We start from the raw sequence: 14,192 nt of genomic DNA, 5'->3' as shown, positions 1-14,192 counted from the left end.
AAAAAACAAAAGCAATGGACGAACCATTGCTTTCGAGAGTCATTTACAGTGCATGATGAATCATGCGGTGTAGGAATATTTGGTTTTTCATAGGACAGTAACCATAATAAAAATTAATACAATAACAAATATAATAAAATTATATCGTGTGCTTCACGAAGATATAAATATTAGAAATTTTAAAATATTTTGATTTAAAATTTAAAAAGATGCAATAAAAAGCTCTTTTTCAGAAAAATATCAAATGGAAAAAATTCGTGTACAAAAAGAGAGAAGAAAAATGCTAATCAGAAAGTGGGGAAAAACCAGTTTTGTATAAATAGTAAGGGCGCCTAGAAAAGCGCCCTCAATTTGTTACTATCCTATGAAAACCCTATTTGAATACAAAGATAAAGGCATGTTATTTTTCTTTGAAATTTTAGAGGCACAATAACATATCATTAACAAGAAGTTACAACATCCATCAGCTACAACCCATGCTGGTACCGCAATTCAGGCATTTATAGCAAGTTCCGGACCTAACCGTAATATGACCGCAGGTACTACACGCAGGAGCATCACTTTGCATACTTTTCATATAATCCTGTGTGCTATTCTCCTGCTGAAACACGCCAGCAGTCTGCTTTCTATGAACCCTGGGCGTAATTTCTCCCGGTTGTTGACGCTCTCTTGAAGCCGGCATATTTTCATCTTCCTCACCGGTATTACCAGGGGCATCCAGCACATGTACCAGGTCCATACGCCCCAGATACTCATATCCCAACACCCGGAAAATATAGTCAATCAGAGACGTCGCCGATTTTATATTAGGATGGTCAACCATCCCCGCCGGCTCAAAACGGGTAAATACAAATTTATCAACGAACTCTTCCAATGGAACACCGTACTGTAAGCCAACGGAAACAGCAATGGCAAAGCAGTTCATAAGACTGCGCAAAGTAGAACCCTCTTTAGCCAGGTCTATGAAGATCTCTCCCAATGTTCCATCGATATACTCACCAGTCCTTACAAAAATAACCTGACCTCCCACATTTGCCTTTTGCGTAAAACCGCCGCGTTTAGAAGGTAAGGACTGCCTTTCAACTATCCTTGACAAGCGCCGCTTGAGCGTCGTATCCCGGCTGGCAAGCATCCGTTTGTTCACTTCTTCCAGTAACTCTTCCTCTGTTAACCGGTTCAGATCCTGCACTGCAGCCTTCTCATTAACGAGCTCTTCCTTTTTCTTTTTCTCACTTTTATTGCTCAATGGCTGACTCAACTTACTTCCATCCCGGTATAAAGCACAGGCCTTCAGCCCCAACTGCCAGCTTAATAAATAAGCATCTGCAATTTCAGCTACTGCTGCTTCATTCGGCAAATTGATAGTCTTGGAAATAGCCCCGGAGATAAACGGCTGAACTGCAGCCATCATACGGATATGCCCGTGTGGATGAATATAACGCTCTCCCTTTTTGCCGCATTTATTGGCACAATCGAATACCCTCAGATGTGCTTCCTTCAGGTAAGGCGCTCCCTCCACGGTCATCGTTCCGCAAACATGATCATTGGCGGCCTCTATCTGTTCATCTGTAAAGCCAAGGGCATGTAACAAACTGAATTCCAGGCTATAATACTCCTCTGCCCTGAATCCAAGTCGTTGCATACATTCTTCTCCCAAAGTATATACATTAAATACAAAGGAAATATCAAAAGAGGAAGCTACCGCTACATCCAGCTTCTTCAACTCTTCCCCAATAAACCCTTTTTCACTTAACGACTGATGGTTGATATAGGGCGCTCCGGCAAAGCTGCCACTTCCCCTGGCATAATCCACAATTGCCTTTATTTCATGCGGAGTGTAGCCCAGGTTTTGTAAGGCGACCGGAATAGACTGATTGATTATCTTAAAATACCCTCCTCCGGATAACTTCTTGAATTTTACCAGTGCAAAATCGGGTTCCACGCCAGTGGTATCACAATCCATCACCAAACCAATAGTGCCTGTTGGCGCTATTACTGTTGCCTGCGCATTCCGGTAACCATACTGCTCCCCAAGTTGTACAGCTTCGTCCCAGGCCCTCGTTGCAGCTTTCAACAGGTAGTCCGCACAGTACCGGGCATCAATTCCCTTTGGCTTTATTTCCAGTCCATCGTAGGCATCCACTGCATCATACGCGGCGGCCCGGTGATTCCTCATCACCCGAAGCATCGCCTCCCGGTTGGCTGCATATTCGGGGAAAGGCCCCTGGTGAGCTGCCATCTCAGCGGACGTCCGGTAAGCAATCCCGGTCATGATAGCAGAAACCGCTCCTGCAATGCCCCGCGCTTCCTCGCTATCGTACGGGATACCCGCCACCATCAGCATTGATCCCAGGTTTGCGTATCCCAAACCTATGGTCCGGTAATCATAGCTCAGTTGCGCCACTTCCCGGGAAGGGAACTGCGCCATCAGTACGGAAATCTCCAACACTACCGTCCAAAGTCTTACCGTGTACTCAAAGCCAGCTACATCGAAAGTGTTCTGCTCATCATCAAAAAAACACCGCAGGTTCACAGAAGCCAGGTTGCAGGCTGTATTATCCAGGAACATATACTCCGAGCAGGGATTGGAGGCGTTGATACGTCCTCCTGCGGGGCAGGTATGCCATTCATTAATCGTGGTATCGTACTGCGTACCGGGGTCGGCACAACGCCAGGCCGCATAGGTGATCTGATCCCACAACTCCTTTGCCCTGAGCGTTTTCACGGTTTTGCCATTGGTCCGGGCTTTCAGCTCCCACTCACCATCCGAAGCCAGCGCATGAAAGAAGGAATTGGGTACCCGCACCGAATTATTGGAGTTTTGTCCGGATACAGTTCTGTATGCTTCCCCTTCGTAATCCGATGAATACCCCGCGGCAATCAGTGCCGCCACTTTCTTTTCTTCCTCTACTTTCCAGTTCACGAAGTCCATAATCTCAGGATGGTCAAGGTCCAGGCACACCATCTTGGCCGCACGACGGGTAGTTCCACCCGATTTGATGGCTCCGGCCGCCCGGTCTCCAATCTTCAGAAAACTCATCAGACCACTGGAAGTACCACCCCCACTCAGTTTTTCACTTTCGCCCCGGATATTCGAAAAATTAGTACCTACCCCGGAGCCATACTTGAAAATCCTGGCTTCCCTCATCCACAGATCCATAATTCCCCCTTCATTCACCAGGTCGTCCTCCACGCTAAGTATAAAGCATGCATGCGGCTGTGGCCGTTCATAGGCTGAAGTGGATTTTTCAAGTTTCCCCGTATGCTGCTCTACATAATAATGCCCCTGCGGCCCACCTTTAATACCATAGCTCTCAAACAAACCAGTATTAAACCACTGTGGCGAATTCGGAGCACACGACTGGCTCAACATCCCGTAACAAAGCTCTTCATAAAAAATACCGGCGTCCTCCTTTGAAGCAAAGTAGCCGTATTTTTCGCCCCAGGCCCGCCAACAATCCGCCATACGATGCACCACCTGCTTTACGGATGTTTCCCTTCCTGTTGATCCGTCGGGCTGCGGTACCCCTGCCTTCCGGAAATATTTCTGCGCTAAAATATCAGTTGCTATCTGCGACCACCCCGATGGCACTTCCACATTATTCATCTCAAACACTACATCGCCTCCGGGATTACGGATAACCGAAGAACGCAGCTCATAGGAAAACTGATCGTAAGGACTCACTCCTTCCTTTGTGAAATGCCGGGAGAATGCGAGCCCATTAGCACTGTTGACTTGAATTTTCATGCCCTTAAATTTTTCTTAGGTGATACAAATGAGTTAGTAATGCGGAGTTCATTAAAATTAATTCTTAAACACCTGGATAAGGCCTTTTATTTTGCACAGATGTGGATAATTGCTCAAACAGTTTGCCAGCAAGATTGTTATCCCTGAAGAAATCCGGCTTAAAATTTGTCATAAAAAGGCACTTGTTATAATGGCACACCGGTGTGATTGGTCGCATGAAGCTCATTCATACAAAATGAATTGAATGCTTATTTATTTAGCAATGTGTGTTATTAATAAAAATATTATACTTTTGCGACAACCGGAACAATGCGCTATTGATGTACAATAACATATACACTTCGTTCATCGAAAGAAAGGCTAAAAAGGAAAAGGCATTCGCGGTTTTAATTGATCCGGATAAGGTAACTCCTGCCGGTATCATAGAGCTGGCTGACAAATGTACTGCTGCCAGGGTAGATTATATCTTCCTGGGAGGTAGTTTGGTGATCTCCGATCATCTGGATGAATGCGTACAACAGTTGAAAGCCAGTTGCAACATTCCCGTTGTTTTATTTCCCGGAAGCCCTTCTCAGGTATCCAGATATGCGGATGCCCTGCTTTACTTGTCTGTTATCTCAGGTAGAAATCCCGAATTGCTCATAGGCCAGCACGTTGTATCTGCTGCTGCTGTCAAAAAAAGTGGTCTGGAAGTGATTTCTACCGGTTATATGGTCATTGATGGCGGAGCTCCTACTACTGTTTCTTATATCAGTAACACTACTCCTATCCCGGCCGATAAGGCCGATATTGCCATGTGTACTGCCATAGCAGGAGAGATGCTTGGTATGAAAGTGATTTATATGGACGCCGGAAGTGGCGCCAGAGTACCCATCACCGAAAGCATGATCAGCAGGGTAGCCAGCCAGGTGCAGGCCCCTATCATAGTTGGTGGCGGTATAAAAACCCCTGAAAAAGCATATCTCAACTGCAGAGCAGGTGCGGATATACTGGTGGTAGGTAACGCAATTGAGAAAGATCTCTCCCTGATCAAAGAACTGGCAGATGCGGTACATTCCGTTCCTGTAAAGGCATAAACAAGCAAGCAAAAAGTAAAAGATACCCAAAAAAAGATTGAAGCGAAGCATCATGATAAACAGACTATCGTCTGTTCTCCATGGTACTTCGCTTCAATCGTTAATAATAACCTCTTTACAGGCTCATCATTTCTTTAAACTTTACCGCCTGTCTGCGGCTTACCTCAATCTTTTCCCCACCACGCATCTCCAGTAACAACCCGCCGTTAAAGTAGGTGTCAATCTTTTCGATCATTCGCAGGTTCACGATGTGCTTGCGGTTCGCCCGGAAAAAAGTACGCTCGTCCAGACGCTCTTCCAACGCATTTAACGACTTCAGAATCAATGGTTTATTTGTTTCAAAGTACACCCGCGCATAGTTCCCCACACTTTCAAACAGGCGGATCTCCTGCAATTTCACAAACCAGCAGCGGTCACCATCTTTTACAAATACCTGGTCGTTCTCAGACAACATCGATCGGATCCCGCCGGTAGCTGCCAGTCGGTCCTTTTCATCCTGCTGATGCAGCTTATGAATAGCATCAGCCAGTCTTTTAGGCTCCACGGGCTTTAACAGGTAATCCAGCGCATTGTATTCAAATGCCTTTAATGCATATTCGTCATATGCGGTGGTGAAAATGACCTGTGGCGATTTTTCCAGTTCTGCCAGCAGATCAAATCCTGTTTTATCTGGCATCTGAATATCCAGGAAAAGCAGGTCGGGATGCAATGTTTCTATCTTTTCTATACCATCCTTCGCATTCACAGCTTCTCCCACCACCACTATTTCCGGGTGATCTGCCAGTAATTTTTTTAACTCACTTCTGGCCAGGCGTTCATCATCTATTATCAATGCTTTTTTCATTGGCAATATGAAGTTTGGTTGATGATTTAATAAATTAAAAAATAACCAATCCCGGCTCAATGCCGGTCATGGCCGATTTATAACAAGTGATTCAGAGCAAAGGCATCACTACTGTAGCTTCAACTGTTTGCTCATCTTTATTCCTGATGTCGAAAGTAGCACGACTGCCAAATAACAAACTCAGTCGCTGCCGGGTACTCTGAAGCCCGAATCCATGGCCATTTTTACTATTCTCCACCAACTGGCCGGTATTTTCAATAGTAATAACGTGCTGCATCCCTCTGAGCGACGAATTAATATACACCGATCCTCCCCTGACTATACGAGAGATGCCGTGCTTAATAGCGTTCTCTACCAGTGTTTGTAGCATCATCGGAGGTACCTGCAGCGACAACGTATCCGGGTCTATCTCATACTTCACATTCAGACGCTCCTCAAAACGGATATGTTCCAATGCAAGGTAATCCTTTACTATATTCAATTCGTTTTCCAGGCTAACCGTTTCCGCTTTCTCCGTCTGCATAGAGCTTCTCAGGATATTAGACAACTCCGTGATAGCAGTTCTGGCCCGCTGCGGATTCTCATCCACCAGCGCCCGGATGCTGTTCAGCGCATTAAAAATGAAATGCGGATTCAGTTGCGCCTTGATCGTTTTCAGTTCCAGTTCTTTCACTGTTGTCTGTAATTTTAGCTGATCTACCTGCGAGCGCCTGTTTCGCTCTATGTAATGCCAGATAAAATAAAGGCACCACCAGATAGTGGTAATAACGAAAGATCCAACAATTCCCACCTGTACCGGTGTATCGGACAGCCGTAGCAAATATATCCCTACAAAATAATACCCTATATAAGAAACCAGGCCTGACCCCGTCATCAGCCCGATAAAAAGTAGGATCTGGTTTTCAAACCCATAATTGACCCAGGCTAACCGGTGGATCAAATTACGGAACAAATGGGTGGATAGTAACCCAAAAAAGATGAAAATCACTACATTCAGGGTATAGGCCACATCTGGAAATGTTTTCCTGTTAACTATAAAGGCGAAAAAAACATTAACCAGAAAATACGTCAACCACCCCAGGATCTGGCACCACCAATATTTGTTTATCTGCTTAAACATTAAATCAAATTAGTAAACTTCACCTATATTCCAAAAATACCCTACAGTAGCCCCCGGGGAAACCTAATTGTTATAAATGGTGAATCAAAACCGGTAAATGGCAGATGCCTCCATCTGAATGGCGAGATATGCCCAAACTGTTCTTTTTCGTATATTCGGTGCAGGCTATTTACAGCTTAATTACGTACTTTTGTTACTTCACCTAAACCCTGAGTCTTATATGAATATCAAGGCAGGTCAACTGTTAAGTCAGATCGAATATCCCGCTGATTTGCGAAAGCTGAGTAAAGACCAGCTTCACCAGGTATGTGAGGAGCTTCGTCAGTATATCATTGATGTTGTAAGTGTGCATGGGGGCCATTTTGCCGCCAGTTTGGGCGTTGTGGAACTGACAGTGGCATTGCATTACGTTTTTAATACTCCTTACGACCAGCTGGTTTGGGACGTGGGTCATCAGGCCTATGGCCATAAGATTCTTACCGGTCGCCGGGAAGCATTCCCAACCAACAGAAAGTATAAAGGACTTAGCGGATTTCCTAAAAGAGATGAAAGCCGCTACGATACCTTCGGTGTAGGGCACTCCTCAACATCTATATCCGCCGCACTGGGTATGGCAATGGCTTCTCACTATAAAGGAGAATTCGACAGGCAGCATATTGCCGTGATAGGTGATGGCGCCATGACAGCCGGTATGGCCTTCGAAGCCCTGAATCACGCAGGTGTGGCCAATGCCAATGTGCTTATTATCCTGAACGATAACTGCATGTCCATCGATCCTAATGTGGGCGCGCTGAAAGAATATCTTACCGACATCACTACATCTCCTACTTACAACAAGGTAAGGGATGACGTGTGGAACCTGTTAGGTAAATTACCAGTTGGCAAGAAGTTTACCAGGGACATGGCCTCCAAACTGGAAGCCAGCCTTAAAGGTGTTGTTTCCAAGTCGAGCAATCTTTTTGAAGCGCTTAAAATGCGCTACTTCGGACCGATCGACGGGCACAATATCGTTAAGCTCGCCGATACCCTGCAGGATCTGAAAGAGATCCCCGGTCCTAAACTGCTGCATATCGTTACCACCAAAGGTAAAGGCTATGCACTGGCCGAAAAAGACCAGACCACCTGGCATGCTCCGGGCCTGTTCGACAAAATTACCGGCGAAATATTCAAAAAACAGGTTACTACCCCCCAGCCACCTAAGTATCAGGATGTTTTCGGGCATACCATCATCGAACTTGCTGAAAAGAATGATAAGATCATTGGTATCACCCCGGCGATGCCCTCCGGCTCCTCCCTCAAATTCATGATGGAGAAAATGCCTAACCGGGCTTTCGACGTGGGTATCTGCGAACAACACGCTGTAACCCTCTCCGCCGGTATGGCTACCCAGGGTATGCGTGTATTTTGCACGATCTACTCTTCCTTCTTCCAACGCGCATTCGACCAGGCAGTACACGATGTGGCTATCCAGAAACTCCCGGTTATATTCTGCCTCGACAGGGCAGGGTTAGTGGGAGAAGATGGCCCTACACACCATGGCGCCTACGATATCGCTTACATGCGGAGTATTCCCAATGTGATCATCAGCGCGCCAATGAATGAAGAAGAGCTTCGTAATCTCATGTACAGCGCACAGCTGCCCGATAACGATATGCCATACGTGATCCGCTATCCTCGCGGCCAGGGCGTAATGCCTGAATGGCGTACTCCGTTCAAAGCCATCAAAGCTGGTACCGGCCGTAAGATCCGCGATGGAAAGGATGTCGCCATCCTGTCTTTCGGACATCCCGGCAACTTCGTTACGGAAGCCTGCAGGGAACTCCTCGCCGATGGCCTGCAGCCTGCACATTATGACATGCGTTTTGTGAAACCACTCGATGAAGCGATGCTCCACGAAATCTTCCAATCTTTTGATAAAATAATCACTGTAGAAGATGCTGCGGTAATGGGCGGTTTTGGTAGTGCTGTGACCGATTTCATGGTCGCTCACAACTACAGGGCGCAGATAAAAAAACTGGGCATTCCCGACCGGATCATCGAACACGGCAAACCCGAGGAACTCTTCCGCGAATGTGGCTACGACGCCACCGGCATTGCCCGTGCAGCAAGGGAAATGATGAAGGAAAAAATCACCGTAACTATATAAATAATTAAGAATATAGAATGTGGAATTAAGAATAATGAGCGAAGACCTAAGCGGATAATTGACATCTCTTAGGTCTTCGCTCATTATTCTTAATTCCACATTCTATATTCTTAATTCCTTCTGCTATGTATTTTCAACTAAGGATAACAGCAATTATACAGGAAACACCTGGAACCTATACTTACAGGCTGGAAAATACATCTTCCGAACCAGTAGTTTACCAGGCAGGTCAATTCCTGACGTTCCTGGTTACGTTGAATAATAAGGAATTCCGGCGTTCCTACTCTTTCAGTTCCACCCCGGGCATTGATCCTTTTATGTCTGTTACTGTAAGGGAAAAAACGAACGGAGAAATTTCCAGGCATATTATCCGTAACTGGAAGGTAAATGACGTTGTAACTGCCCTTGAACCTTCTGGCCGGTTTACCTATGAAAACAAAACACCGGCACAGAAAGATATATTCCTGCTTGCAGCAGGCAGCGGTATCACCCCGATATATTCGCTACTGAAACATATGCTGGCGTACGATCCCGAAGCTCATATCAAACTTATTTACAGCAACAGCTCTCCCGAACGGACAATATTCTACCAGCAGTTACAACAGCTGCAGACTGTTTACCCCTCCCGGCTAAGTTGCATTTTCCTTTTCAGTAATGACCCCGATGCCCATCATGCGTACCGGCGACTGAATAACATATTGCTTGAACAACTGGTAAAAACGCATCTGCGCTTTGAGGCAGCAGATGCCCGTTTCTTCCTGTGTGGCCCACCGGATTATATGCGCACCATTATGCTGACGCTTACATTTATGGGATTCGTAGACGACCAATTGCATAAAGAGAATTTTGTGGTCAATACCGATGTCCGTATTGCCAAAACCCCGTTACCGCAGGATCATCAGTTGAAACAGGTGATTATCCGCTACCGGAATGAAGAATATATGCTGTCTGTTCCTGGCGATCAAACCATTCTCAGCTACGCACTTGAACATGAGGTATTACTTCCCTATAGTTGCAAAGGAGGCGTTTGCGGTTCCTGTACAGCCCAATGCGTGAGCGGGAAAGTATGGATGTCCGTAAATGAAGTATTGACTGATAAAGAGCTCGCAGAAGGCCTGGTGCTTACCTGTGTAGGATATCCTGCCACCGAAGTGGTAATTCTGGAATTATAATCTACAATAATATAAAAATAATTATCAATCATCCGATTTATACTATAATTTGTTGATTATTAAATTTTTAGGTAATTTCTCAGCAAATTCAGGTAATGCGAAGCACCCCAATGAAAACGATTTGCTTGAGCCTGTTATTTGTTGTCATTGCGATTAACAGCTACGTTCTTCTCGGTACCAATACTGATTCAATAGTTTTTTGGCCGGAAGTGGGAAGCCTGTCTACCCTTTGTACGGTATTTGTGGTATTGGTCTTCACTGCCAGGCAAAGCAGGTACTCACGTCAGTTCGAACATCTGTTCATGGAACATCCTATTCCCATGTGGATATACGAGAAAAATACATTGCGCTTTCTCACTGTCAACAACGCTGCATTGGAAAAATATGGTTTCAGCAGGAAAGAATTTCAGGCACTAACGTTAAAGGACATACGTAACGAAGAAGATATTCCGATGCTGGTCGAAAATGCAGCCGAAAGATGCAATGGCGGAGCACAGTACCGGGGAATCTGGAAACATCGTAAAAAAGACGGTACCAATTTCTTTGTGGAAATCTTTTCACTACCCGCCAGCTATTACGGCAAAAATGCCCGTTTCATCATGTCGAAAGACGTGGATACAGAAGTAAAGGCTGCCAAGGCCTCCCATGAGTTAGGCATCAGATATGAGCTACTGGCGCAGGCCACCAACGATGCTGTTTACGATAAAGACCTGGCCACTACCACCGTAACGTGGAATCATGGATTTTCCCATCTCGCCCCCTTTAACAAAGACGAGGATATCAGCTGGCTCAATTGGTGGCATAAAAATATCTATCCGGCCGATCTGATACAAGTAACTACTTCCCTGAAAGTAACGTTGAAAAAACAACTGACTTTCTGGACAGAAGAATACAGGTTCAAAGGAGCAGATGGTAATTATAAATTTGTAGTTGACCGTGCTTATATCATCTATGAAAATGGCCTGCCCAATCGCATGATAGGCATGGTACAAGACATTGATAAACATGTGAAACAAGCCCGGCAGCTCGAAGAACAAAATAAAGCCCTGAAAGAAATTGCCTGGATCAATTCACATGAAATACGTCGTCCGGTAGTATCCATTCTCAGCATTACCGGGTTATTCGACAAAAGCAACAAAGACATTCACCTGAACTCTCAGTTAATGGATTGGTTACATGAATCTACCCTTCAATTGGATGAAATTATTCATAAAATTGAACATAAGGTAAAAACCCTTCAGTAAAAAGTATTGGTTAATGCATGAATTTGTTGAAGTCGGCCTTTAATCCTACATAAAGTTTCTGGAATATCTCCATACGGTGCTGTATGGTATCGAAATCATCAACAGGGCGGTCATCATGGATCACTGTTACGGTGTTCGCAACTTTCTTCGCACACTGTTTAATATCATGGTGCATTTCGTCGGCAACCTCTCGTTGGCGTAGTAAACGGTTTTCAAAATGTTCCACTTGTGTCATCACATCCCTGGAAGCATTACTGAGCACGATTTGTTCCAATCTTTCCCGCATCATCTTTACTTCAGTTCTTACTTCATTCACTTCTTCTTTCCAGGAATTAAGCTGCTGGTGCAGTTCTTCGGTGGGAGTTGTCATTTCCATGGTGTACTGATTTTTCAGTTTAAATGATGAGAATAGGCTATCCATCATTTCCAAATGCTATCGTCAATATCCATTAAATTTTCCGCTAAAAGACCTGATCTAAGTTACGACCTTTTTATTTTTCACCGCCACTTTCAACCCTATTTTTGCAGATAAATTCCAAACTCTCCGAAATGCGCCATGGCTTCGAGAATACCACCGGCCCCTTCCCGTGAAGACCGTAGTACATGAGGCATCCCGGCTGTGCGCGCTAGTAGTTCAGGTTCCGAATTCGCTACTACCACGCCTTTGAACCCTGTTTCATACATCGAGTAATCATTCATTGAATCGCCTGCCACAAGAATTCGCTGATGAGGCAACGCCAATATCTTCAACAATTGCTGCAATGTAAATCCTTTGTTGACTCCGGCAGGCAATATATCCAGGTATTTCCCTGCAGATAAAACGAGATCACATTGCAGTGACGCCGCTACTTCTCTTGCACTTTCTATATCCGTCTGTTCATCGTAGTAATATGAGCAACGGTATTGCTGCTGTGCCTCCTGGTGAAGCAGTCCTCTCACTGTTTTCAACGTTTCTCTCACATGTTCTCCGGGCCACCGCGATGCTATATCTGATTGTATGGGCTCTACTGCCGTCAACGAAGGCAGGTGTGTTACTGTTGCTCCTACATCACAGATAATATATTCGGGTCTGGGCAATGTTTCGTCTTCCAGTAACTGTAATACACTGCGTATGCCTCTTCCGGTTACAAACACCAGTTGAATATCTTTGTTGGCATGTAACAGCGTATATAGCTGTTGTTTGTCTACCGTTGTACCTCCTAAAAAAGTACCGTCCAGGTCTGTGGCTAATAACATATCTCTAATGGGTTATTTTAAATTCCAGGAATATGGGCGCTGGTAAAAATAGAAAAAAAGATCAGCCTTTCAGCTGATCTTTACGTGATATTAACGGGTTAGTATATAGTAAAGTGTATGATCTAGTTCAACATTGGAACATCTATCAACAAAAACTCTGCCGGTTTAATTATTTCTATACTAACACTATTGTAGTCTGATAATCCGATAGCATCCCGCGTTTCTAATATCTCTCCGTCTACTTTCAGAGAACCGCTTAACAGAAACAGATAAGTTCCTGTTCCTGGCCCTTTGGAAACAATATCCAGCGTTTTGCCTGCATCATATTTTCCCAATGTAAACCAGGTATCCTGATGCAGCCACAGCCCGTTGCCGGTTCTTTCCGGAGAAATCACTACCTGCAGGCTATTCTCACGATCGGCGGGATCAAATGTCCGCTGATCGTACCGGGGTTTTACACTTCTTTCGTTCGGAATAACCCATATCTGCAGAAAGTTAACATCTTCCGTTTTGGAAGCATTGAACTCTGAGTGTACCACACCAGTTCCTGCACTCATGATCTGCACATCATTTTTGCGGATCACTTTCTGATTACCGGTATTATCCGCATGTGCGAGCTCTCCGTTCAAAACTATTGATACTATCTCCATATTGTCGTGCGGATGTGCTCCGAACCCCATTCCACCTTTAACAGCATCGTCGTTAAGCACTCTCAGCGCTCCAAAATGTATCCGGTCAGGATTATAGTAATTCGCGAAACTAAATGTATGATGGCTTTTTAACCAACCGTGGTTTGCAAAACCTCTTGTATCTGCACGATGAATAATCTTTTTCATAACTCAATCTCCTTGTTTATTTACAATACAAATATCGCTATAAACTATAGGGAGAAGAATGGATGATACGGCGAAAAGAGTGGACAGAAATAATTACGAATTAGGAATTACGAATTACGAAACAGAGCGAAGATCTAAGCGAATAAATATTGTCTGCTTAGATCTTCGCTCTGTTTCGTAATTCGTAATTCCTAATTCGTAATTTCTTCTTAAACCAGCTTCGCGTCGGACGTAATAGTTGCATTCAGCACTTTACTCACCGGGCAGTTAGCTTCTGCATCTTTCACGAACTCTGCAAATTTAGCAGCATCCAGGCCGGGCACGCTGGCAGTTACTTCCAGGTGGCTGGTAGTGATAGCGCCATTCTCCAGTGTGATGGTGCATTTAGTATCTATGTTGCCTGGAGTAAAACCTGCACCGGTGATCACAAAACTCAGTTTCATAGTGAAGCAACCTGCATGTGCAGCTGCAATCAGCTCTTCGGGGTTAGTGCCAACGCCTTCTTCGAAACGGCTGCTGTAAGAGTACTGTGTCTTGTTTAATACTGTAGACTGAGAAGTTAAAGTGCCTTTACCTTCTTTACCGGTACCTTGCCAATTGGCAGATGCAAATCTTTTCATGTTTAATTTTTTATTTTCCTGTTAGAGAAATCAATGTGGATGCCCAAATTACAAATTAATCGTGAATAAAAAATATAACACTCACGGCTGCGTCCGGGCAACAAAAAAGCCGCACAAAACAATTTGTGCGGCCTTTGAATGGTTCCTGGC

At 44.7% G+C, this 14,192-nt stretch carries 11 protein-coding genes; 4 read left to right on the top strand and 7 right to left on the bottom strand.

Going from position 1 to position 14,192, the window contains the following annotated elements; all coding sequences use genetic code 11:
- Positions 1 to 463 precede the first annotated feature (463 nt).
- Entirely contained in the window at positions 464 to 3,748 is a 3,285-nt protein-coding gene (locus tag UNH61_RS31485; RefSeq protein WP_326996002.1) for a vitamin B12-dependent ribonucleotide reductase, read from the bottom strand.
- Positions 3,749 to 4,068: 320 nt separating this feature from the next.
- Between UNH61_RS31485 and UNH61_RS31480 the strand changes: the two genes are divergently transcribed.
- Complete coding sequence (locus UNH61_RS31480; RefSeq protein ID WP_326996001.1) at positions 4,069 to 4,824, top strand: geranylgeranylglyceryl/heptaprenylglyceryl phosphate synthase; 756 nt, start codon at positions 4,069 to 4,071, stop codon at positions 4,822 to 4,824.
- 115 nt (positions 4,825 to 4,939) lie between these two features.
- On the opposite strand, the gene UNH61_RS31475 is transcribed toward UNH61_RS31480, so the two are convergent.
- Together UNH61_RS31475 and UNH61_RS31470 are read right to left on the bottom strand one after the other, a co-directional pair.
- Entirely contained in the window at positions 4,940 to 5,668 is a 729-nt protein-coding gene (locus tag UNH61_RS31475; RefSeq protein WP_326996000.1) for a response regulator, read from the bottom strand.
- Between the two features lie 91 nt (positions 5,669 to 5,759).
- A complete protein-coding gene (locus tag UNH61_RS31470) occupies positions 5,760 to 6,788 on the bottom strand; it encodes a histidine kinase (RefSeq protein WP_326995999.1) in 1,029 nt (342 codons plus the stop codon).
- 220 nt (positions 6,789 to 7,008) lie between these two features.
- On the opposite strand from UNH61_RS31470, the gene dxs reads away from it, so the two are divergent.
- The 3 genes from dxs (at position 7,009) to UNH61_RS31455 (ending at position 11,350) form a co-directional block, all read left to right on the top strand.
- Entirely contained in the window at positions 7,009 to 8,934 is a 1,926-nt protein-coding gene (gene dxs / locus UNH61_RS31465; protein ID WP_326995998.1) for a 1-deoxy-D-xylulose-5-phosphate synthase, read from the top strand.
- 125 nt (positions 8,935 to 9,059) lie between these two features.
- Positions 9,060 to 10,106: an iron-sulfur cluster-binding domain-containing protein gene (locus UNH61_RS31460; RefSeq protein WP_326995997.1), complete on the top strand. Its 1,047-nt coding sequence runs from the start codon at positions 9,060 to 9,062 to the stop codon at positions 10,104 to 10,106.
- A gap of 110 nt (positions 10,107 to 10,216) precedes the next feature.
- Positions 10,217 to 11,350: a PAS domain-containing protein gene (locus UNH61_RS31455; RefSeq protein ID WP_326995996.1), complete on the top strand. Its 1,134-nt coding sequence runs from the start codon at positions 10,217 to 10,219 to the stop codon at positions 11,348 to 11,350.
- Positions 11,351 to 11,360: 10 nt separating this feature from the next.
- Here the strand turns inward: UNH61_RS31455 and UNH61_RS31450 are convergent, their stop codons facing one another.
- The 4 genes from UNH61_RS31450 to UNH61_RS31435 form a co-directional block, all read right to left on the bottom strand.
- Positions 11,361 to 11,726 carry a hypothetical protein gene (locus UNH61_RS31450; protein ID WP_326995995.1) on the bottom strand — a complete coding sequence of 122 codons (366 nt, stop codon included), beginning with the start codon at positions 11,724 to 11,726 and terminating at the stop codon, positions 11,361 to 11,363.
- Positions 11,727 to 11,866: 140 nt separating this feature from the next.
- Positions 11,867 to 12,586, bottom strand: a complete 720-nt coding sequence (locus UNH61_RS31445) for an HAD-IIB family hydrolase (RefSeq protein ID WP_326995994.1) — start codon at positions 12,584 to 12,586, stop codon at positions 11,867 to 11,869.
- Between the two features lie 122 nt (positions 12,587 to 12,708).
- The gene (locus UNH61_RS31440) at positions 12,709 to 13,422 is read right to left on the bottom strand and encodes a pirin family protein (protein WP_326995993.1); all 714 of its coding nucleotides are present in this window, start codon (positions 13,420 to 13,422) and stop codon (positions 12,709 to 12,711) included.
- Between the two features lie 209 nt (positions 13,423 to 13,631).
- On the bottom strand, positions 13,632 to 14,042 hold the full coding sequence (locus UNH61_RS31435) for an OsmC family protein (RefSeq protein WP_326995992.1): 411 nt from the start codon (positions 14,040 to 14,042) through the stop codon (positions 13,632 to 13,634).
- Positions 14,043 to 14,192: the final 150 nt, after the last annotated feature.

The sequence above is a fragment of the Chitinophaga sp. 180180018-3 genome (assembly GCF_037893185.1).
Classification (GTDB): domain Bacteria; phylum Bacteroidota; class Bacteroidia; order Chitinophagales; family Chitinophagaceae; genus Chitinophaga.
The sequence above is the reverse complement of the archived record's forward strand: the minus strand, read 5'-3'. Positions and strand labels throughout refer to the sequence as shown.